This window comes from Pseudomonas sp., from assembly GCF_040514055.1.
Classification (GTDB): Bacteria; Pseudomonadota; Gammaproteobacteria; order Pseudomonadales; family Pseudomonadaceae; genus Aquipseudomonas.
In genome coordinates this window covers 32,248-52,415 of sequence record NZ_JBEVDL010000059.1, presented here as the reverse complement: position 1 = coordinate 52,415, position 20,168 = coordinate 32,248, and the positions used below count along the sequence as shown (strand labels likewise).

At 64.1% G+C, this 20,168-nt stretch carries 19 protein-coding genes; 13 read left to right on the top strand and 6 right to left on the bottom strand.

Going from position 1 to position 20,168, the window contains the following annotated elements; translation table 11 throughout:
* The first annotated feature begins 14 nt into the window (after window positions 1-14).
* A complete protein-coding gene (gene fadD1 / locus ABWY06_RS13770; RefSeq protein WP_353926124.1) occupies window positions 15-1,703 on the top strand; it encodes a long-chain-fatty-acid--CoA ligase FadD1 in 1,689 nt (562 codons plus the stop codon).
* Window positions 1,704-1,823: 120 nt separating this feature from the next.
* Here fadD1 and ABWY06_RS13765 read toward each other — a convergent pair whose 3' ends face one another.
* A complete protein-coding gene (locus ABWY06_RS13765; protein WP_353926123.1) occupies window positions 1,824-2,234 on the bottom strand; it encodes an acyl-CoA thioesterase in 411 nt (136 codons plus the stop codon).
* A 238-nt stretch (window positions 2,235-2,472) separates the two neighbouring features.
* On the opposite strand from ABWY06_RS13765, the gene hrpA reads away from it, so the two are divergent.
* Both hrpA and ABWY06_RS13755 read left to right on the top strand, forming a co-directional pair.
* On the top strand, window positions 2,473-6,387 hold the full coding sequence (gene hrpA, locus ABWY06_RS13760; protein WP_353926122.1) for an ATP-dependent RNA helicase HrpA: 3,915 nt from the start codon (window positions 2,473-2,475) through the stop codon (window positions 6,385-6,387).
* A 104-nt stretch (window positions 6,388-6,491) separates the two neighbouring features.
* Complete coding sequence (locus ABWY06_RS13755) at window positions 6,492-6,716, top strand: hypothetical protein (protein ID WP_353926121.1); 225 nt, start codon at window positions 6,492-6,494, stop codon at window positions 6,714-6,716.
* Here ABWY06_RS13755 and ABWY06_RS13750 read toward each other — a convergent pair.
* On the bottom strand, window positions 6,713-7,615 hold the full coding sequence (locus ABWY06_RS13750; protein ID WP_353926120.1) for a LysR family transcriptional regulator: 903 nt from the start codon (window positions 7,613-7,615) through the stop codon (window positions 6,713-6,715). The two genes, ABWY06_RS13755 and ABWY06_RS13750, sit on opposite strands and share 4 nt — an antisense overlap.
* Window positions 7,616-7,735: 120 nt before the next feature.
* Here ABWY06_RS13750 and ABWY06_RS13745 point away from each other — a divergent pair, with 120 nt between their 5' ends.
* Window positions 7,736-8,494 carry an SDR family NAD(P)-dependent oxidoreductase gene (locus tag ABWY06_RS13745; protein WP_353926119.1) on the top strand — a complete coding sequence of 253 codons (759 nt, stop codon included), beginning with the start codon at window positions 7,736-7,738 and terminating at the stop codon, window positions 8,492-8,494.
* A 49-nt stretch (window positions 8,495-8,543) separates the two neighbouring features.
* Here ABWY06_RS13745 and ABWY06_RS13740 read toward each other — a convergent pair whose 3' ends face one another.
* Complete coding sequence (locus ABWY06_RS13740) at window positions 8,544-9,311, bottom strand: transporter substrate-binding domain-containing protein (RefSeq protein WP_353926118.1); 768 nt, start codon at window positions 9,309-9,311, stop codon at window positions 8,544-8,546.
* Window positions 9,312-9,785: 474 nt separating this feature from the next.
* On the opposite strand from ABWY06_RS13740, the gene ABWY06_RS13735 reads away from it, so the two are divergent.
* Window positions 9,786-10,361: a hypothetical protein gene (locus ABWY06_RS13735; protein ID WP_353926117.1), complete on the top strand. Its 576-nt coding sequence runs from the start codon at window positions 9,786-9,788 to the stop codon at window positions 10,359-10,361.
* 138 nt (window positions 10,362-10,499) lie between these two features.
* On the opposite strand, the gene ABWY06_RS13730 is transcribed toward ABWY06_RS13735, so the two are convergent.
* The 3 genes from ABWY06_RS13730 to ABWY06_RS13720 form a co-directional block, all read right to left on the bottom strand.
* Window positions 10,500-11,111, bottom strand: coding sequence for a LysE family translocator (locus ABWY06_RS13730; protein ID WP_353926116.1), 612 nt, complete (start codon window positions 11,109-11,111; stop codon window positions 10,500-10,502).
* Between the two features lie 88 nt (window positions 11,112-11,199).
* Complete coding sequence (locus ABWY06_RS13725; protein ID WP_353926115.1) at window positions 11,200-11,592, bottom strand: globin; 393 nt, start codon at window positions 11,590-11,592, stop codon at window positions 11,200-11,202.
* 196 nt (window positions 11,593-11,788) lie between these two features.
* Complete coding sequence (locus tag ABWY06_RS13720; RefSeq protein WP_353926114.1) at window positions 11,789-13,399, bottom strand: FMN-binding glutamate synthase family protein; 1,611 nt, start codon at window positions 13,397-13,399, stop codon at window positions 11,789-11,791.
* Window positions 13,400-13,917: 518 nt separating this feature from the next.
* On the opposite strand from ABWY06_RS13720, the gene ABWY06_RS13715 reads away from it, so the two are divergent.
* The 8 genes from ABWY06_RS13715 (at window position 13,918) to ABWY06_RS13680 (ending at window position 20,112) form a co-directional block, all read left to right on the top strand.
* Window positions 13,918-15,039 carry a beta-ketoacyl-ACP synthase III gene (locus ABWY06_RS13715; RefSeq protein WP_353926113.1) on the top strand — a complete coding sequence of 374 codons (1,122 nt, stop codon included), beginning with the start codon at window positions 13,918-13,920 and terminating at the stop codon, window positions 15,037-15,039.
* Window positions 15,039-15,644, top strand: a complete 606-nt coding sequence (locus ABWY06_RS13710; RefSeq protein ID WP_353926112.1) for an RNA polymerase sigma factor — start codon at window positions 15,039-15,041, stop codon at window positions 15,642-15,644. Before ABWY06_RS13715 ends, ABWY06_RS13710 begins: the two co-directional genes overlap by 1 nt.
* The gene (locus tag ABWY06_RS13705) at window positions 15,638-15,889 is read left to right on the top strand and encodes an anti-sigma factor family protein (protein WP_353926111.1); all 252 of its coding nucleotides are present in this window, start codon (window positions 15,638-15,640) and stop codon (window positions 15,887-15,889) included. Before ABWY06_RS13710 ends, ABWY06_RS13705 begins: the two co-directional genes overlap by 7 nt.
* A 193-nt stretch (window positions 15,890-16,082) precedes the next feature.
* On the top strand, window positions 16,083-16,382 hold the full coding sequence (locus ABWY06_RS13700) for an HvfA family oxazolone/thioamide-modified RiPP metallophore (RefSeq protein ID WP_353926110.1): 300 nt from the start codon (window positions 16,083-16,085) through the stop codon (window positions 16,380-16,382).
* 7 nt (window positions 16,383-16,389) lie between these two features.
* On the top strand, window positions 16,390-17,259 hold the full coding sequence (locus ABWY06_RS13695; RefSeq protein ID WP_353926109.1) for an HvfB family MNIO-type RiPP peptide maturase: 870 nt from the start codon (window positions 16,390-16,392) through the stop codon (window positions 17,257-17,259).
* Window positions 17,256-17,990 carry an HvfC family RiPP maturation protein gene (locus tag ABWY06_RS13690; protein WP_353926108.1) on the top strand — a complete coding sequence of 245 codons (735 nt, stop codon included), beginning with the start codon at window positions 17,256-17,258 and terminating at the stop codon, window positions 17,988-17,990. Before ABWY06_RS13695 ends, ABWY06_RS13690 begins: the two co-directional genes overlap by 4 nt.
* A 12-nt stretch (window positions 17,991-18,002) precedes the next feature.
* On the top strand, window positions 18,003-18,590 hold the full coding sequence (locus tag ABWY06_RS13685) for an HvfX family Cu-binding RiPP maturation protein (RefSeq protein WP_353926107.1): 588 nt from the start codon (window positions 18,003-18,005) through the stop codon (window positions 18,588-18,590).
* 202 nt (window positions 18,591-18,792) lie between these two features.
* A complete protein-coding gene (locus ABWY06_RS13680) occupies window positions 18,793-20,112 on the top strand; it encodes an OprO/OprP family phosphate-selective porin (protein WP_353926106.1) in 1,320 nt (439 codons plus the stop codon).
* Window positions 20,113-20,168: the final 56 nt, after the last annotated feature.

Below are 20,168 nucleotides of genomic sequence, written 5' to 3'. Positions count from 1 at the left end.
AGGAGAGGGCTTCCATGACCGAAAATTTTTGGAAGGACAAGTACCCTGTCGGGGTCTCATCCGAGATCGATCCCGACCAGTACCCGAATATTCAGGCGGTACTGAACCAGTCCTGCCAACGCTTCGCCAACAAGCCGGCTTTCAGCAACCTGGGCAAGACACTCACCTACGGTGAACTGTACGAACTGTCGGGGGCGTTCGCCGCCTACCTGCAGCAACACACCGACCTTCAGCCGGGCGACCGGATCGCGGTGCAGCTGCCCAACGTCCTGCAGTACCCGGTGGTGGTCTTCGGCGCCTTGCGTGCCGGCCTGGTGATCGTCAACACCAACCCGCTGTACACCGCGCGGGAAATGGAACACCAGTTCAACGACTCCGGAGCCAAGGCCCTGGTCTGCCTGGCCAATATGGCCCACCTGGCCGAAACCGTGGTGCCCAAGACCGGCATCAAGCATGTGTTCGTCACCGAAGTCGCCGACCTGCTGCCGCCGCTCAAGCGGCTGCTGATCAACAGCGTGGTCAAGTACGTGAAGAAGATGGTGCCGGCCTATCACCTGCCGCAGGCCATCAAGCTCAACGATGCCCTGGCCAAGGGCCGTGGCCAGGCGGTACGGGAAGCCAGCCCGGACAGCGGCGACGTGGCCGTGCTGCAGTACACCGGCGGCACCACCGGGGTGGCCAAGGGCGCGATGCTGACCCACCGCAACCTGATCGCCAACATGTTCCAGTGCAAGGGCTTGATGGGCGCGAACCTGGACGAAGGCTGCGAGACCCTGATCACCCCGCTGCCGCTGTACCACATCTACGCTTTCACCTTTCACTGCATGGCGATGATGCTGATCGGCAACCACAACGTGCTGATCAGCAACCCGCGCGACCTGCCGGGCATGGTCAAGGACCTGGCCAAGTACCGGTTCACCGGTTTTGTCGGGCTCAACACGCTGTTCGTCGCGCTGTGCAACAACGAGGATTTCCGCAAGCTGGATTTCTCCGCGCTGAAACTGACCTTGTCCGGTGGCATGGCCCTGCAACTGGCCGCCGCCGAGCGCTGGAAAGCAGTGACCGGCTGCCCGATCTGCGAAGGTTATGGCATGACTGAGACCAGCCCGGTGGTGTCGGTCAACCCCTTGAGTGGTATCCAGATCGGCACCATCGGCATTCCCTTGCCGTCGACCCAGTGCAAGGTGATCGACGACGAGGGCAACGACCTGCCGATCGGCGCCATCGGCGAGCTGTGCGTAAAAGGGCCGCAGGTGATGAAGGGCTACTGGCAGCGCCAGGAAGCCACCGACGAGATGATCGATGCCGAGGGCTGGCTGAAGACCGGTGACATCGCGGTGATCCAGGAAGACGGTTACATGCGCATCGTCGACCGCAAGAAGGACATGATCCTGGTCTCCGGATTCAACGTCTACCCGAACGAACTGGAAGACGTGCTGGCCACCCTGCCGGGTGTGTTGCAGTGCGCTGCGGTGGGCATTCCGGACGAGAAATCCGGCGAGGCGATCAAGATGTTCGTGGTCGCCAAGCCGGGTGTGACCCTGACCAAGGAACAGGTGATGGAGCATATGCGCGCCAACGTCACCGGCTACAAGGTGCCGCGTTCCGTGGAGTTCCGCGAGGGGCTGCCGATGACCAACGTCGGCAAGATCCTGCGCCGCGAATTGCGTGATGAAGAGCTGAAAAAGCTGGGCAAGAAATAAGCCGCGCTGGCCAGGACAAAACCCCGCTTCGGCGGGGTTTTTCATTTGCGGGTAGGGAACGGTTCGGGGCCTAGGCCGGCCAAGTGGCGGGATGTCGCTGAACAACCCGCCGAGGCCACCCTACGCTTGGTGATTGGTCAATGCTTGGCGAAGTGCGGACGGCAGTGGCACCGGGCGTTTGCTCTGCGGATCGATGCACACCTGGGTCATGGCGGCGCGAAAGGCGAGCTCGCCACGGGCGTCGCGACCCTCGACGGTAAAGCTGAAGGAGCTGGTTTGCGGCTCTTCGCTGCATACGCTGACCTGTATCAGGTCGTCCCAACTCATGGTTCCCAAAAATTCGATGGACAGCGCCCGGGCGGGCGGCAGCACGCCCATCGCAAAGACGCTGCGCAGTCCGGGCGCGCCCAGGCGGTGGGTGAGAAATTCATGGATCGCCTCGATGACGAAGTAGGCGATGCGCGGGGTGTAGACGATGCCCGCCGGGTCGCAATCGCCGAAGAGGATGGTTCGGGACGTCACGAAACTCATGGTCGTTCTACCAGGCGATGGTCCAGCCCCGCAGGATAACACCCCAGGGCGCTGGGCCAGCGTCTGGCGAACGGGTGCCGATCCGTCTGCAGACCGCCAGGTGGCGGGCTGTCGCTGAACAACCCGCCGAGGCCGCCCTACGTCACGCGCGGTTCTATCGTGTTGGCGGGTCTAAATCTGCGACAATCGCGGCCTTCATTTTTGAGGGGCGCGCGCTGGCGGGCCCGACGGCTGCCTGATGACCGACGCGATGCCCGAGATTGACCAACTGCTGAAGCACCTCGACCAGGCCATGCTTGCCGAGCGCCATCGCCTGCGCCGGCAACTGCACGAGCTGCGCAAGGAGACTCCGGACGAGGCCAAGCTGGCGCAATGGGCCGCGCGGGTGCAGGCCTCCTGCGACCAGGTGCTGGCCCGGCGGGCCAGCGTGCCGTCGATCCGCTATGACGACCGTCTGCCGATCGCCGCCAAACGCGACGAGATCAAGGCGGCCATCGCCGCGCACCAGGTGGTGGTGATCGCCGGCGAGACCGGTTCGGGCAAGACCACCCAGTTGCCGAAGATCTGCCTGGAGCTGGGGCGCGGTCAGTTCGGCCTGATCGGCCATACACAGCCGCGACGGATCGCCGCGCGCAGCGTGGCCACCCGGGTCGCCGAAGAGCTCGGCACGCCCCTGGGCGAACTGGTCGGTTACCAGGTGCGCTTCGAGGACAAGAGCGCGGGCAACACCCTGATCAAGCTGATGACCGACGGCATCCTGCTGGCCGAGACCCAGCACGACCGTTACCTGGAAAAATACGACACGATCATCGTCGACGAGGCTCACGAGCGCAGCCTGAACATCGACTTTCTGTTGGGTTTTCTCAAGACCCTGCTGACCCGGCGACCGGACCTCAAGCTGATCATCACCTCGGCCACCATCGACCTGCAGCGCTTTTCCGAGCACTTCAACGATGCGCCGATCATCGAGGTGTCCGGCCGCACCTTTCCGGTGGACACCTGGTACCGGCCGCTGACCAGCGAGCAGGACGAGGAGGGCAATCGGGTCGAGGACGACCTGTCGGTGGACCAGGCGATTCTCGCCACCCTCGACGAACTGGCGGCCATGGAGCGCAGCGAGGGCAAAAGCCCGGGCGACGTGCTGGTGTTCTTGCCGGGCGAGCGCGAGATTCGCGATGCGGCCGAGATGCTGCGCCGCGCGCAACTCAAGCACACCGAGATCCTGCCGCTGTACGCGCGGCTGTCGCCGGCCGAGCAGCAGCGGATTTTCCAGTCCCACCCGGGGCGTCGGGTCGTGCTGGCGACCAACGTCGCCGAGACGTCCCTGACCGTGCCCGGGATCCGCTACGTGATCGACAGCGGCACGGCGCGCATCAGCCGCTACAGCTACCGCGCCAAGGTCCAGCGCCTGCCGATCGAGGCGGTGTCCCAGGCCAGCGCCAACCAGCGCAAGGGCCGTTGCGGGCGGGTCGAGCCAGGCCTGTGCGTGCGCCTGTACAGCGAAGAGGATTTCAACGGCCGGCCAGCTTTCACCGACCCGGAGATCCTGCGCACCAACCTGGCGGCGGTGATCCTGCAGATGCTGCACCTGCGCCTGGGCCAGATCGAGGATTTCCCCTTTATCGAGCCGCCGGACGGCAAGGCCATCAGCGACGGTTTCAACCTGCTGCAGGAACTCTCGGCAGTCAACCGCGAGAACCAGCTGACCCCCATGGGCCGCCAGCTGGCGCGCCTGCCGGTGGACCCGCGGTTGGGCCGCATGTTGCTGGAGGCGGCCAAGCAGGGCAGCTTGCAGGAAATGCTGATCGTCGCCAGCGCGCTGTCGGTGCAGGATGTGCGCGAGCGTCCACCGGAGCGCCAGCAGGCGGCGGACCAGGCCCATGCCCAGTGGAAGGACGGCGACACCGACTTCGCCGCCCTGGTCAACCTCTGGCGCGGCTTCGAGGAACAGCGCCTGGCGCTGGGCGCCAACCCGCTGCGCAGCTGGTGCCGGAAGAACTTCCTGAACTACTTGCGGCTGCGCGAGTGGCGGGACTCCCATCGCCAGTTGAGCCTGATCTGCCGCGAACTGCAGCTGACCGTCAATACCGAGCCGGCGGACTTCCCCAAACTGCACAAGGCGATCCTTAGCGGCCTGCTCAGCCAGGTCGGGCAAAAGACCGAGGACGGCGACTACCTGGGCGCGCGCCAACGGCGCTTCTGGATCCACCCGTCCTCGGGCCTGGGCAAGAAACGCCCGCAGTGGTTGATGGCCGCCGAACTGGTGGAGACCACCAAACTCTATGCCCGCCAGGTGGCCAAGATCGAGCCCGACTGGATCGAGCCGTTGGCCGGGCACCTGGTCAAGAAGAACCATTTCGAGCCGCACTGGGAGAAAAAACGCGGGCAGGTGGTGGCCTACGAACAGGTCACCCTGTATGGCCTGATCGTCATCGGCCGGCGTCCGGTGCATTACGGTCCCATCGACCCGGTGGCGTCGCGGGAATTGTTTATCCGCGAGGGCCTGGTCCGCGGCGAGATCCAGTCCAAGGCCAGGTGCCTGAGTGCCAATGCGCGGCTGCTCGAGCAACTCGACGAGCTGGAGGCCAAGGCCCGCCGGCGCGATATCCTCGCCGACGAGGAAACCCTGTACGCCTTCTACGAGGCGCGGGTGCCGGCGGAGATCCATCAGACTGCGACCTTCGACAGCTGGTACCGCATCGAGAGCCAGAAGAACCCACAAGTGTTGATCATGCGCGAGGAGGACGTGCTGGCCCGCGATGCCCAGGAGGTCACCGCCCAGCAGTATCCGGACACCCTGCAACTGGGCGAATTGACCCTGCCCTTGAGCTACCACTTCGAGCCCAACCACCCCCGTGACGGTGTGACCCTGCGGGTGCCGGCGCCGTTGTTGCCGCAGTTGCCGGCCGAGCGCCTGCAGTGGCTGGTGCCGGGGGTGCTGGAGGGCAAATGTGTGGCCCTGGTGCGCAACCTACCCAAGGCCTTGCGCAAGAACTTCGTGCCGGTGCCGGACTTCGTCAAGGCCGCCCTGCAACGTATCCCGTTCGCCGAGGGGGGCTTGACCACGGCCCTGGGTCGCGAGCTGCTGCGCATGACTGGCGCACGGGTCGAGGAGGCCGCCTGGAGCGAGGCCGAGCAACAGCTCGAGGCGCACCTGAGGATGAACCTGGAAGTGGTCGATGGTCAGGGTGCGTTTCTTGGCGAGGGCCGTGACCTGGCCGAGCTGACCGGGCGTTTCGCCGAGGCCAGCCAGCATGCCCTGGCGCTGCCGCGCACCGAGCAGAACCAACGCCCGGTGGAGGCCAAGGCATTTGCTCAGGTGGCGGAAAAGACCCAGCAGAAGATTGCCGGGCTGTCGATGACGGTCTATCCCGCGTTGGTGGAAGAGGGCGGCACGGTCAAGGAGGGGCGTTTCCCGACCCTGGTCGAAGCCGAGTACCAGCACCGCCGCGCCCTGCAGCGCCTGCTGCTGCAGCAATTGGCCGAGCCGGCCAAGTTCCTGCGCGGCAAGCTGCCGGGACTGACCGAGTTGGGCCTGCTGCACCGCGAGCTGGGGCGGGTCGAGGCGCTGGTCGAAGATATCCTGTTGGCCAGCCTGGACAGCTGCATCCTTGAGGGCGAGTCGCCGTTGCCACGCGATGGCGAGGCGCTGGCGGCCCTGGCGGCGAAGAAACGCGGCGCCTGGAGTGAGCATGCCGAACGCCTGGCGCGCCTGACCCTGGACATCCTCAAGCTCTGGCACGGCCTGCAAAAGCGCTTCAAGGGCAAGATCGACCTGGCCCAGGCCGTGGCGCTCAACGATATCAAGGCGCAGCTGGGCAACCTGGTCTACCCGGGGTTCGTGCGCGAGACGCCCGGCGAATGGCTGAAGGAGCTGCCGCGCTACCTCAAGGCCATCGAGCAGCGCTTCGACAAACTGAGTGCCCAGTTGCAGAAGGATCGGGTCTGGAGCGCTGAATTGGCCGACTTGTGGGCGCAGTACCAGGCCCGCCTGAGCAAACACGCCCAGGAAGGCAAGCGCGACCCGCAGCTGCAGGCGTATCGCTGGATGCTCGAGGAGTACCGCGTTTCGCTTTATGCCCAGCAGTTGGGCACCAAGCTGGCGGTGTCGGATAAACGCCTGAACAAGCAGTGGAGCAGTGTCGAGGCCTGAGTGCCCGGTCCCAGAGTCGATGACGTATATGCCTTTCGCATCGCCATTTGGCGATGCGATAAAGTAGTGTGTTGGCCTGCAAATATTGCCCATAGGACTCTGGTATGAAGCTCATTGCCTGCATCGCCATCGGCCTGCTGGTTTCGTACGCCACGCTTATCCTCGCATCGGAGCACCTGGGCGCCATTTCCAGCACGGTCTGTGGCCAGGAATTTGTCCTTCCCGACATCGTTTGCCGCCTGGGTGGCGGTATCCTTACGCTCTTGTTAGTGCCGATTTCGGGCATATTGGCGTTCTTCGGAGCACGGCGAACCTTCGCAAAACCCTAGGCCAGCAATTCCTCGGCGATCAGCTCCTCCAGCCACTGCATAAAGGCCCGCACGCGCTGCGGCAGGTGGCGTCGATGGGCGTAGAGCAGGTTGACCGGCAGGGGCGCCGGAACGAAGTTGGCCATCAGGCTGCGTAGTTGGCCGCTGGCCAGCAATTCGTGGACGCCGGCCCGGGGTGCCTGGATGATGCCCAGCCCGCCCAGGCAGGCGCCTTGGTAGGCATCGATATTGTTGACCGTGACATTGCCGGCCATCGGCAGGTACTGCGTCTTACCGTCGAGTTGGTACTCGAAGCCGGCCGAGCGGTTGCCCAGCACCGACACATAGTGCACCAGCCGGTGCGCGGCGAGGTCGTCAAGGGTCGACGGGGTGCCATAGCGCTCCAGGTAAGCCGGGCTGGCGACATTGACCTGAACAAACTGACCGAGGGGGCGCGCCACCAGGTTGGCGTCGCGCAGTTCACCGATCCTGACCACGCAGTCGAAGCCCTCGCGAACCAGGTCGACGCGCCGGTCGCTGCTGCTGATCTCGATCTCCAGGGCCGGATGCCGGTCGAGAAATTCGCCCAGGCGCGGCGCCACTACGCGCCGGGCCAGGCTGGTGGTCATGTCGACACGCAGGCGACCGACCAACGCGCGACCGTCCTGGCGGAACAGTCCCTCCAGTTCGTCCATCTGCACCAGCAGTTCCTTGCAACGGTCATACAGCACCAGGCCGTCCTGCGTCGGCTGCACTTTGCGTGTGGTCCGGTGCAGCAGGCGTGCGCCCAGCAGCGCTTCCAGCGTCTGCACCTGCTCGGAGGCACTGGAACGGGGCAAGCCCAGGCTACCGGCCGCCTGAGTAAAACTCGACAGTTCGCAGACACGGGCGAATGTGCGCAACAGCTCCAGTTTGTTCACCGGGGGACCTTTCCTGGATTGTTCGGGTTAAACGATCAGTGTTTCTGAAAATGGCGGCTTTATCCATTTTCATGTGAACAATAGCCTGTGGACCTTCCTCATGACATCCGGAGCTCCAGCATGAACCGTAAAATCGCACTGATCACCGGCGCCAGCCGCGGCTTGGGTAAACAAATGGCCTTGCACCTGTCGGCCCAGGGCATCGATATCATCGGCACCTACCACAGCCGCGCCGACGAGGCGCAGCGAGTGGCCGAGACCATCGAACAGGGCGGTGGGCGGGCCCTGATGCTGGCCCTGGATGTCGGCGACAGCAGCACCTTTGCCGCCTTCGCCGCGCAGCTGAGCCAAGGCCTGAAGCAGACCTTCGGCCGCGAGGGGCTGGATTTTCTGATCAACAACGCCGGCATCGGTGTCCGCGCCGCCTTCGCCGAAACCCGCGAGGCACAGTTCGACCTGCTGATGAACGTTCAACTGAAGGGACCTTTTTTCCTCACCCAGGCGCTGTTGCCGTTGCTCGCCGACCAGGGCCGCATCGTCAATGTCTCCAGCGGGCTGGCGCGCTTCAGCCTGCCGGGTTACGCCGCTTACGCGACGATGAAGGGGGCTGTCGAGGTCTGGACCCGTTACCTGGCCAAGGAACTGGGCCCGCGTGGGATCACCGCCAATGTGCTGGCCCCGGGCGCCATCGAAACCGACTTTGGCGGCGGCGCAGTGCGTGACAATGCCGAGCTCAATGCCTTTGTCGCCGCCAATACGGCCCTGGGACGCGCCGGCCTACCGGAGGATATCAGTGCGGCTGTGGCGATGTTGCTGACCGACGGTGGCCGCTGGATCACCGGGCAGCGTATCGAGGCCTCCGGCGGAATGTTTCTCTGAGGGTACGGGCCGCACCGAAAGCGGCGGCGAGCAGACCAATGGCGGGCTATCAATCGAGCCCATAGTGCTTCAGCAGGGCCAGCCACTTGGGGTCCTGCGGCAAGGCTCTGATCGCCTTCTCGAGAAAGTCGCCCAGCTCGGGGTCTGCGGGGTACTTGAGCAGCATCTGACGATTGAACCGGTTCAGGGGTGCAGGCGAAAAATACAGGCGTCCGCTCAAATCCTGTTGGCGGTTGTAGAAGAGCACCGTCGAATGGGGAATCAGGATCAGGTCCAGGCGTCGGGACAGAAGCTTCTCCAGGTTTTGCTGGTCGAGCGCCACGTCCTCGCGTTGCACCGCGCCATTCTCGATAACGGTCTGGAGGCCCTGGTAGCGGTGACCGAGCACCCCGCCCAGGGTATGTCCGCGCAAGGAGTCCGGCCCCTGGTAGTCGAAGGGCCTGTCCACCCGCGACAGGAAATCCTGTTGATCGGTCAGCAGGCTCGGCAGCCAGTGGTAGAGCGGGGCAGGGGTGTCGGGAAAAAAATCCGGGCTGGCCCAGAGCACCAATCCGCTTGAAGGACCGACCAGGGTCATGTCCAGGCGTTTGCGCGGCAGGTAGAGCAAGCTGAAGTGGTAGCGCTGGCGGTTGTCTGGATGGTCATTGAGCAATTCGAGCAGATCGAAGGACAGCCCCTGACGGTTGTCGAGGTCCACCAGCAAGGGCGGCATCTGGTGGTAGGTCCAGGCCGTCACTTCCTGCGCCGCCGCGCAGGGCAGCGCCGTGAAAGCCAGTGGCAGCAGGCAAACCAGCGACAGTACAAGGCCCTTGGGCATGGCGGCTCGCGACAACGTGAAGGTCAGGATGACTGTAGAGGGTTTTTCCGCCGCAAGGCGCCCGTCGATCCGCCTGGACGCCCGCTTGCCGACCGCGGCGCCCACGTGGCGTGGTGCAGTGGCCGGTCGGGGTCGCCTCGCGCGCTTGAAACGCCCCTGAATCCTGCTATACCTGCGCCAGGGCTAGGCTTCGACGTGCTGCCTGTCCAGCAGGTGCGCTGGCAGCGCCTTTTCGAACCTGACCGCTTCCGTGTTCAAACCCTTGCCGGGTCGGCCTGCCATTGGGCCGATGGTAAACGAGGCGTATGTATCGAGTTTAGGGATGGGTCGTGCGGTTCATAAGGCAGCCATGAATCCAGCAACCAGGTGTTGGCGTGAGTGGATTCGATGCCCTGACGCAGTCGAGAGGCCCAACGGGCGCTCTTCCAACAACCACCCCGACAAGGTTTCCTTGTCACCCGAAAGGATTCGATCATGAGCGACTTCACCACTGTCATGAATGAAATGCGCGAGTACCACAAAAGTGCGTTGGGGCAGGCGCGCCCGCAGGCGTTTGTGCCCTCCACGGCCAAGCTGCAAACCTATCTGGGGGCCGCCGCCAAGGCCGCCAAGGGCGCCAAAGGCGAGGGGCTGGCCAAATTGAAATTGCTGGCTCAATCCCTGGCCCAGGATGAGAGCGCCACGATCAAAAACGGCATCGTCGGTGCGCTGGAGGGGTACAGAAAAGCTGGCAACGGCCCGGCGGCGGTCGATGCATTCAAAAAAACCTTGGAGCAGCAACGCGATGCGGCGAAAAGCGAGGCCAGCCGCGATCTCGATAAGCTCTACGATGAGGCCATTGCCCTGGGCGAAAAAGAACCCGGCATCCAGGGCGCCGTGGCATACCAGATGGGATGCATTTCTGACTTTTTCAGCGCCTTGTTCGAGCGGATTTCCGAGTTTCTGACCCAGGCCTGGGAATCCATCTCCACCTGGCTGAGTGAGGCCTGGGCCAATATCCAGGCATTCTTTACCAACCTCTGGGCCTGGATCGCCAGCTGGTTCGACTGATCTGTCACGGCCTGTCGCGCGGCGCACCGAGCGCCGCGCGGTTTTGTAAATTTAGACTTCCATTCGAGTCCCGTAGCTGCACCCCAGTCGCTGTGGTGTCAGGGCCGTATCACAAGCTGTATGCCCTACAGAGCCGCTTCAGCGGGTCATGGGCAAGGCCGCGCCCATCAGCGCGAACAGACTGCCGCAGACACGGTTGAAACCCTTGCCACTGCGGGCCAGCCAGGGGCGAATACGGTGGGCCAGGCGCGCCAGCAGGTATTCCACCAATGCTTCCACCAGGGTGAAGGTCAAGGCCATTACCGCAAACTGCAGCCAGAGGTCACGCTCGGGGTCGAGGAACTGCGACAGAAAGGCGCCGAAGAACAGAATCACCTTGGGGTTGGACAGGGCGGACCAGAGGCCCTGGCGCAGCAGCGCCGGACCCGACAAGGCCTGGCCAGGCTGCACGGGCGTCAGCTGCAGCGGCGGCCCCCGCCACAGCTGAATGCCCAGCCAGATCAGGTAAGCCGCGCCGAGTAACTTGAGCACCGTCAGCAGTTCCGCCGACGCCTGCAGCAGCGTGCCGATGCCGAGCATCGAAAGCCCGATCAGCAGGATAAAACCCAAGGCGCCACCGGCGATGGTCCAGCAGCTTTTGCGCGCGCCGTAGAGTGCGCCGTGGCTCAGCACCAGCAGCGCATTGGGGCCGGGTGTCAGCGACAGGCCGAGCACGGCGGTGAGGTAAAGCAGCCAGCTGTGCAGCGCCATGTCCTAGCCCCTGTGGGATAACCACTGTGAGGCCTGCGGAGCGGCCCCGAAGGGACTGTTTTTGCACGCCCGTTGCGCGCCGTCAAGATCAGTAATGGGACTTGATCACCTCGATGCCCAGGGTCAGCACCTTGCGCCAGGCACTGCGGGTGTCGGCGTCCACCGCTGGGTCATGCTCATCGATGGTCAGCAGCAGGGCATCGAGCCACAGGTCGTACAATTCGGGACGAATATTGAAGCCATGGCGCGAGTGCGTCTCGCCCAGGGCGCGCAATTTGGTGTCCGGCATGCCGCGGGCGAACATCACCAGGTTGAGGATACCCTGGCGCAACAGGCGTTTCTGCGCGGGCATGTCGGTATTGACGAAGGTGTCGCGCACAAGCGGCGAACTGGCAAGGAAGTAGCGGTAAAAAGTATCGAAAAAGCCGTTGCTGGCGCAGCAGCGGCCATAACTTTGCATGACGCGGTCAACCGGTTTCATGGCGGGTCCTGGAGAAGAGGCGGCGCCCGCCCGGCCCGCAGGGCCGAATGCACTGTGGGGGGGTGGACGCAGGGCAACGCGCAGGGCGCGTCGCGAGGGCGGCGAAACTAGCGGAGTAGAGCCTCCGAGCGCAAGCGTGACCTTGGTCGCATAGGTTTTTTAGCGGTTAAAGGGGCGGTTTAACTCAGTTCGGCACTCAGGCCGGCGCCGCGTCGAAACTGTCGGCCCTGGCCATCTTCCACATGCGTTCGTAGAACTCGCTGTCGACCTTGCCGCTGAGCAACACGCCTGGCGCGAGAAACACGTGTTGCTGGGAGAACAACTTGATCTCGGTGGCGGAGGTGCGCCGCACCAGGTGACGCGCATCCAGCTGGGCGGGGTGGGCAAGGCCCGCCGCCGCCAGCATCTCGGCCAATGCCTTGAGGGTATTGCGCTGGAAGTTGTAGACCCGCTGGGCCTTGTCCTCGACCACCAGGGCGCGCTGTCGCAGCGGGTCCTGGGTGGCGACGCCGGTGGGGCATTTGTTGGTGTGGCAGCTCTGGCTCTGGATGCAACCGATGGCGAACATAAAGCCGCGGGCGGCGTTGGCCCAGTCGGCGCCGATGGCCAGTACGCTGGCGATGTCGAAGGCGCTGACGATCTTGCCGCTGGCACCGAGCTTGATCTGTTCGCGCAGGTTCAGGCCGACCAGGGTGTTGTGCACGAACAGCAGGCCTTCGCGCATCGGTACGCCGATATGGTCGCTGAACTCCACCGGCGAGGCGCCGGTGCCGCCTTCCTTGCCATCGACCACGATAAAGTCCGGCAGGATGCCGGTTTCCAGCATGGCCTTGGCGATCCCCATGAATTCCCAAGGGTGACCCAGGCAGAACTTGAAGCCGACCGGCTTGCCGCCCGACAGTTCGCGCAGTTGGGCAATGAAGTGCAGCAGCCCGGTTGGGCTATCGAAGGCGCTGTGGCGGGACGGCGAGACGCAATCCTGGCCCATGGGTACGCCGCGCGTGGTGGCGATTTCACGGGTCACCTTGTGGCTGGGCAGGATGCCGCCGTGGCCGGGCTTGGCGCCCTGGCTCAGCTTGATCTCGATCATCCGCACCTGGGGCAGGCGGGCCTGGGCGGCAAAGCGTTCGGGGTCGAACAGGCCGGCGGCGGTGCGGCAGCCGAAATAACCGCTGCCCAGCTCCCAGGTCAGGTCGCCACCGTGCTCCAGATGGTAGGGGCTGATACTGCCCTCGCCCGTGTCATGGGCGAAGTTACCCAGCTTGGCGCCCTTGTTCAGCGCGCGAATGGCGTTGGCGCTCAGGGAGCCGAAACTCATGGCGGAAATGTTGAAGAGCGACGCCGAATACGGCTGCGTGCACTGGCTGCCGCCGATGGTCACCCGGAAACTGTCAGGGTCCTGAAGCGCGGCCGGACGCATGGAGTGCCCGATAAACTCGAAACCGGTCTGGTAGACGTCCAGCAGGGTGCCGAAGGCCTTGTCCGCCCCCTGGTTCTTGGCCCGCGCATAGACCAGCGAGCGCTGGGAGCGGGAAAACGGCAGTTGTTCGCCGTCGGCCTCCAGCAAGTACTGGCGGATTTCCGGGCGAATGCTTTCGACCAGATAGCGGATATTGCCCAGGATCGGGTAGTTGCGCCGCACCGCCTGGCGCGTCTGCAGCAGGTCGACGATGCCGACCAGGCTCAACAGGCCACCGATCAGGCTCAGCAGCCACACCCCGGGCTGCTGGAGAAAGGCCAGGCTAAGCAGGGTCAGCAGCAGGCAACAGGCAAAAAAAGCGTAACGGCTGAGCAGCGACAGGGACATGCGAACTCCGATTGGGACGCACCGACTGGTGGTAGCGCAGGGTCATCCACGGGTCTCTGGCGCGGCGCTACAGGTGGTGGTCAGGGTATGCCGGGTACGCCGGCAGATAGCGTCTTTTAACGGTTTTTGTCTGACAATTCATCTCCAACTTTGCCTGTGTCTCGGTCTGCGGCTCGCGCATCCAATCATCATGCTGTCGAAGGTCGAGGTTTGCGAGGCCGTTGTCACCTTCTCGCCGTAGCTGGCGCTTGTCGGGTAGGGCAGGTTATCGCAGGCTGTGGCACACTTCGCCTTCGACGCGACAATACCGGCTGACTGCCATGATGCGGCAGCCTGTCGTTCAGCGAGCTCCCCCGTGGCGTACCCGCGCGTGAGTCGCGGCTGGACGCGCACCGCGGGCGCAGTTGCGCCTGCTGGCTAGCACGGATGCCCTTATTTTGTCGCAGGTTGTGCAGTTGGCCTGCGCATCACTGCCTATCAAATCCGCTCTGGCAGCGGCCCCGACTCGAGGAACTCGCGTGCATAACGTCGTCATCAGTGGAACCGGCCTCTATACCCCGGTGAACAGCATCTCCAACGACGAGCTGGTGGAATCGTTCAACGCCTACGTCCGCCAGTTCAACGCCGAATACGCGGCCGCTATCGAACGGGGTGAAGTCGCCGCCCTGACTGAATCCAACGCGGCATTTATCGAAAAGGCTTCCGGCATCAAAAGCCGTTTTGTCATGGACAAGGACGGCATCCTCGACCCCGCGCGCATGGCCCCGCGAATCCCCGAGCGCGCCAACGACGAGTGGTCGATCCTCTGCCAGATGGGCGTCGCGGCGGCCGAACAGGCGCTGGCCCGTGCCGGCAAGAGCGCGGCGGATGTGGACGGAGTGATAGTCGCCTGCTCCAATCTGCAGCGTGCCTACCCGGCGATCGCCATCGAGGTACAGGCCGCGTTGGGCATCCAGGGGTTCGGCTATGACATGAACGTCGCCTGTTCCTCGGCCACCTTTGGCATCCAGGCCGCCACCAACAGCGTGCAACTGGGGCTGGCGCGGGCGATCCTGGTGGTCAGCCCGGAAATCTGCACCGGACACTTGAATTTCCGCGACCGCGACAGCCATTTCATTTTCGGTGACGCCGCCACCGCCGTGTTGGTGGAGCGCGCCGACCTGGCCACTTCGGCAGTGCAATTCGAGATCGTCGGCACCAAGTTGCTGACCCAGTTCTCCAACAATATCCGCAACAACTTCGGCTTTCTAAACCGCGCGGCGGAAGACGGCATCGGCGCCCCGGATAAACTGTTCGTCCAGGAAGGCCGCAAGGTGTTTCGCGACGTCTGCCCCATGGTCGCCGAACTGATCGCTTCCCATCTGGCGCAGCACCAGCTGAACGTCGGCGATATCCAGCGATTCTGGTTGCACCAGGCCAACCTCAGCATGAACCTGCTGATCGCCAAGAAACTGCTGGGCCGCGAGGCCGCACCCCATGAAGCGCCGGTGATTCTCGACACCTATGGCAACACCAGCTCCGCCGGCTCGGTGATCGCCCTGCACAAGCACCAGGACGATTTGGCCAGCGGCGCGTTGGGCGTGTTGAGTTCCTTTGGCGCCGGCTATTCCATTGGCAGCGTGATCCTGCGCAAACGCTGATGCTTGACGACGTCGAACTGTTGCCACGCCTGCTGGCGGGCGACCAACAGGCATTTCGTCAGCTGGTGAGCACCTACCAGGGCGCCATGCGGGCGGTGGCCTATGCCATCGTCGGCAGCCGCAATGCCGACGAGGTGGTGCAGGATGCCTGGTTGTCGGTGGTGCGTAACCTGGAGGGGTTCCAGGCCCGCGCCAGCCTCAAGACCTGGTTGCTGACCATCACCGCCAATACCGCCAAGACCCGGCTCAAGCAGAACCGCCGGGAAGTGTTGATGGACGACCTGCCAGGGCCCCACGGCAGTATCGACGACGGTCGCTTCGCCGAGGATGGCCATTGGTTGCTTGCGCCCCATGCCTGGCATCAGGATTCGCCGGAGGCACTGCTGAGCGAGCAGGAACTGCGCGAGTGCCTGGACAAGACCTTGAACAGCCTTTCGCAGTTGCAGGGCAGCGTGCTGATGCTGCGCGAGCGTCAGGGCCTGGAGCTGGACGATATCTGTAATCTTCTGGACGTCTCGCTCTCCAATGTTCGGGTGTTACTGCACCGCGCGCGGTTGAAGGTATTTGCCACCCTAGAGCATTTCGAGGAGACGGGACAATGCTGAGTTGTAAAGAGTTGGTGGCCCGCTCCAGTGATTTTCTCGATGGCCAGTTGAGTTTCCGTGGCCGTCTGGCCGTGCGCGCCCACCTGGGCCTGTGCCGCAATTGCCGGCGATTCATTCGCCAGATGCGCCTGGTTCAGGCGACCCTGCGCCAGCTGCCCGATAGCTCCGGGCTGGAAAGCCACGGGCCGGACATCGACAGCCTGGCGGCGCGCCTGGCCGAACAGCGGCGCCTGCATTCGCGCTAGTGTCAACAGGCCCTAAACCAGTGCACGTGCTGCTCCACCAGTCGGTGGCCGGCGTTGGCCATTCACCGACAGGCCACCCGCCCACCCCCTCTCGCAGAAAAAATAGCCCGTCGGTGTAACGGCTGTTGAATTGCTCCGTCTAGTGTGGCGAGGGTGCCGACCGGTGCCCAGAACCATCACTGGAGCACCCCCCATGAAAATGGTCGCCACCCTGGGCATGGCCCTGTTGAGCGTCACGTCCCTTACTCTTCACGCCGGGCAAAATCCGTTCGCCGCCCAGGAGCTGGCCAGCGGTTACAGCCTGGCGGCCCATGAAAAAAATCATGAAGGCGCCTGTGGCGAAGGCAAGTGCGGCGCTGAGGGTGCGGCCAAGGCTGACAGCGAAGGCACCTGCGGCGGCGAAGGAGAAAAAAAGACCGCCGTCGAAGGGGGGAGCAAGGCCGCCACCGAGGGCAAGTGCGGAGAGGGGAAATGTGGCGCCGAGCAGGGTTGAGGCGCTGATGAGCAGCTCTGCAGCCAAGCCCCGCGAGGCCGTCGCCACGCTGCGCGGGGCGGGCCTGGGATTGCGCCGTGGCCTGCTGGCCGCGCTGCAAGCGGACGCGACCGACGCGCTGGATTTTATCGAAGTGGCCCCGGAAAACTGGATTGGCGTGGGTGGCCGCCTGGGTCGACAGTTGCGCGAGCTCAGTGAGCGCCTGCCGTTATGCTGCCATGGCTTGTCGCTAAACCTGGGCGGGCATGCACCCTTGGACTTCGCGTTGCTGAAGGCCATCAAGGGTTTCCTCGACCAGCACGGGGTCGCGGTCTACAGCGAGCACCTGGCGGCCTGCGCCGATGACGGCCACCTCTATGATCTGATGCCCTTGCCCTTCTGCGATGCCACGGTGGGCCATGTCGCGGCACGTATCCGCACCGTGCAGGAGGTGCTGGAGCGGCCGCTGATCCTCGAGAACATCTCGGCCTACGCCCGGCTGCCCGGCGAACTGGACGAGCTGACCTTTCTCAAGGCAGTACTGGAGAGCGCCGATTGCCGGCTGCTTCTGGATATCAATAACCTGCTGGTCAACAGCGTCAACTTCGGCTTCGATCCCCGGGCTTACCTGGCGGCATTGCCCAGTGCACGGATCGCCTACCTGCACCTGGCCGGCCACCACGACCAGGCCCCAGGCCTGAAAATCGACAGCCACGGCGCGCCGGTCTGCGCCCCGGTCTGGTCGCTGCTGAAGCAGGCCTACGCGCTGCATGGCGTGCGGCCGACCTTGCTGGAGCGGGATTTCAACTTTCCACCGATTGGCGAGCTGTACGCCGAGGTTGGCCATATCCGCGACCTGCAGCAGGCGGCGGGCAGCGCTGGCGGGTGCCGCGTATGAGCCCGGCCGAGCTGCAACAGGCGTTCGCCGGACGCATTCGCGATGCGCAGGGCGCCCCGCGGTTGCCGGGGATCGATGCCTCGCGCATGGCGTTGTACGAGTCGCTGTTCTTCAACAACTTGGAGGGTCTGCTGGCCAGCGGCTTTCCGGTGGTGCGACGGGTGCTCAAGCCGGCACGTTGGCGGCGCCTGGTGCGGGCGTTCCTGCGGGACGCGCGCTGTCACACGCCGTATTTTCTCGAAGTCGGTCAGGCCTTCGTGTGCTGGTTGCAGCAGGGGAGCGGCACGGCGCCGGGCGATCCGCCTTTTCTGCTGGAGTTGGCCCATTACGAGTGGGTGGAGCTGGCATTGGACGTGGCCGAGACCGAGCTGCCGGCGTCCGGATCGCCCGCTGATCCACTGCGCAGTCCGATGCAGTGGTCGCCGCTGGCCTGGCCGCTCAGCTACGCCTGGCCGGTCCAGATGATCGGTGCGCAGTACCAGCCGCGGGAGGTGCCACTGGCGCCCACCTGCCTGCTGGTCTGGCGCGATCGCGGGCAGCGGGTGCGCTTTATGCAACTGGCGCCCTTCGCCTGTCAGTTGGCCGTGCGCCTGCAGACGGGCACCGATCCCGACGCGTTGGCGGCCCTGCATCGGCTGGCCGAGGCGAGTGACCTGAGCGCCGATGCGGCTTACGTCGAACACGCCCGTGGGCTGCTGCTGGACTGGCAGCGCCACGACATCCTTCTCTGAACGGAGCTTATCATGCCACTGCTTATCAACCGTCTTCAGGCTGGCCTGGACGCTAGTCGCCGCCTGGACTTTCTCGCGCCCTTGCTGTTGCGCCTGTACCTGGTGCCGATTTTCTGGATGGCCGGCAGCCACAAGCTGGCGGACATGCCGGCGACGATCGCCTGGTTCGGTAACCCGGACTGGGGGCTTGGCCTGCCGTTTCCCACACTGCTGGCGTGGGCGGCGGCGCTCACCGAAAGCGGCGGGGCGCTGTTGCTGCTGGTCGGGCTGGGCGTGCGTTGGGTCAGCCTGCCGTTGATGGTGACCATGCTGGTGGCGATCTTCAGCGTGCATTGGCCCTACGGCTGGCAGGCCATTGCCGACGCCTCCGCGCCTTTCGCCAACGAACGGGTGCTGGCCGCGGTGGACAAGCTGGCGCGGGCCCGGGAGCTGCTCAAGGTCCATGGCGATTACCCGTGGCTGACCGGCAGCGGTAAGTTCGTCGTGCTGAACAACGGTATCGAATTCGCCGCCACCTACCTGGTGATGCTGGTCGCGCTGTTCTTCGGTGGCGCCGGGCGCTGGTTGAGCCTGGATTACTGGTTGCGCAGGCAGGTCTGATGACGCCGGGCTGCGCAATGCGGCCCGAGCCTTGCCCGCACGAGGTTGTTGCTTATAAGCATTACGACTAAAAAGTTCCGCTGTAACAGAATGTTTATATAACGGAAACGGGGCTGACACACGGCCTCGCCAAGATTCCCCCCAACACAAACGGGCCGCTGTCCGGCGTGTTTTAGACGCTTAATCTCAAAGGGGAATTTCCATGATCCGCAAGCAGTCTTTCCTGGGCGCTACTTTTGCCGCCAGCACTCTGGCGTTGGCCATCTCCGCCCAGGCCGTGGCCGGTACCGTCACCACCGACGGGGCCGACATCGTGGTCAAGACCAAGGGCGGCCTGGAAGTGGCAACAGCCGACAAGGCCTTTGGCTTCAAGATCGGCGGACGCCTGCAGGCGGACTACAGCCGTTTCGACGGCATCTATACCGACAACGGCGATACCGCCGATGCGGCGTACTTCCGTCGTGCCTTCCTGGAAATCTCCGGTGTCGCCTACACCGACTGGGCGTACGCCATTTCCTATGACTTCTCGCACAACGCCGGCAGCTCCGAGGACGGTTACTTCGACGAAGCCTCGATTGCCTACAACGGCTTTGCCCCCGTCTCGATCAAGGTCGGTCGATTCGATCCGGAGTTCGGCCTGGAAAAAGCCACCAGTTCCAAGTGGGTGACCGCCCAGGAACGTAACGCCGGCTACGACCTGATCGACTGGGCCAACGGCCATCAAAATGGCCTGGGCGTTCAACTGTCCTCCACCCTGGGCAGCTCGGTGTACCTGTCCGGCGGCCTGTACAGCAAGGACAACAACAACGATGACGGCGATGCCAATAAGCAGGTCAATTTCCGTGGCGTGTTCGCGCCACTGCACGAGGCCGGCAACGTCCTGCATTTCGGGCTGAACCTGGCGGCCCGTGACGTTTCCGACAGCGTGGTTGATTCGCGATTCCGCAGTCGCCTGGGCATGCGGGGTGTGGAAACCGCGGGCGGCAACGATGCCGGTCCGAACGGCAACCGCCCCGTGCTGGGCGGCGCCAACAACAACGTCTCGGGTTCCTACGACCAGGACACCGCCATGGGCCTGGAAGCGGCCTGGGCCATGGGCCCGTTGTCGGTGCAGGGCGAGTACCTGATGCGCGAGCTGCAGGCCGACAGCGACGAATTCCAGGACATCGAAGGCGACGCCTTCTATGCCCAGGTGGCCTACACCCTGACCGGCGAGGCGCGGGGTTACAAACTGGGCAAATTCGACGCCATCAAGCCGGCGAACAAGCAGATCGGCGCCTGGGAGCTGTTCTACCGCTACGACAGCCTGGACGTCGAGGACGACAATATCGTCAAGGAAACCGCTACCCGCGAACTGGGCGACTCTTCGGCGCAGGTGCATAACCTGGGTGTGAACTGGTACGCCAACGAGGCGGTGAAAATCAGCGGCGTCTATGTCAAGGCAACCACCGACAAAGTCACCAACCAGGTCGGCGACGACAGCGGCGATGGCTTCGTGGTGCGTGCGCAGTACGTGTTCTAAACCCCTGACCAACGCAGAAGACCGGATACGCGGTGCCCCCAGTCGGTTGGGCTGGG

Coding starts and splice junctions, on each gene's coding strand:
- fadD1 (WP_353926124.1), top strand. CDS start 15: ATGACCGAAAATTTTTGGAAGGACAAGTACCCTGTCGGGGTCTCATCC.
- ABWY06_RS13765 (WP_353926123.1), bottom strand. CDS start 2,234: ATGAGTTTCGTGACGTCCCGAACCATCCTCTTCGGCGATTGCGACCCG.
- hrpA (WP_353926122.1), top strand. CDS start 2,473: ATGACCGACGCGATGCCCGAGATTGACCAACTGCTGAAGCACCTCGAC.
- ABWY06_RS13755 (WP_353926121.1), top strand. CDS start 6,492: ATGAAGCTCATTGCCTGCATCGCCATCGGCCTGCTGGTTTCGTACGCC.
- ABWY06_RS13745 (WP_353926119.1), top strand. CDS start 7,736: ATGAACCGTAAAATCGCACTGATCACCGGCGCCAGCCGCGGCTTGGGT.
- ABWY06_RS13740 (WP_353926118.1), bottom strand. CDS start 9,311: ATGCCCAAGGGCCTTGTACTGTCGCTGGTTTGCCTGCTGCCACTGGCT.
- ABWY06_RS13735 (WP_353926117.1), top strand. CDS start 9,786: ATGAGCGACTTCACCACTGTCATGAATGAAATGCGCGAGTACCACAAA.
- ABWY06_RS13730 (WP_353926116.1), bottom strand. CDS start 11,111: ATGGCGCTGCACAGCTGGCTGCTTTACCTCACCGCCGTGCTCGGCCTG.
- ABWY06_RS13725 (WP_353926115.1), bottom strand. CDS start 11,592: ATGAAACCGGTTGACCGCGTCATGCAAAGTTATGGCCGCTGCTGCGCC.
- ABWY06_RS13720 (WP_353926114.1), bottom strand. CDS start 13,399: ATGTCCCTGTCGCTGCTCAGCCGTTACGCTTTTTTTGCCTGTTGCCTG.
- ABWY06_RS13710 (WP_353926112.1), top strand. CDS start 15,039: ATGCTTGACGACGTCGAACTGTTGCCACGCCTGCTGGCGGGCGACCAA.
- ABWY06_RS13705 (WP_353926111.1), top strand. CDS start 15,638: ATGCTGAGTTGTAAAGAGTTGGTGGCCCGCTCCAGTGATTTTCTCGAT.
- ABWY06_RS13700 (WP_353926110.1), top strand. CDS start 16,083: ATGAAAATGGTCGCCACCCTGGGCATGGCCCTGTTGAGCGTCACGTCC.
- ABWY06_RS13695 (WP_353926109.1), top strand. CDS start 16,390: ATGAGCAGCTCTGCAGCCAAGCCCCGCGAGGCCGTCGCCACGCTGCGC.
- ABWY06_RS13690 (WP_353926108.1), top strand. CDS start 17,256: ATGAGCCCGGCCGAGCTGCAACAGGCGTTCGCCGGACGCATTCGCGAT.
- ABWY06_RS13685 (WP_353926107.1), top strand. CDS start 18,003: ATGCCACTGCTTATCAACCGTCTTCAGGCTGGCCTGGACGCTAGTCGC.
- ABWY06_RS13680 (WP_353926106.1), top strand. CDS start 18,793: ATGATCCGCAAGCAGTCTTTCCTGGGCGCTACTTTTGCCGCCAGCACT.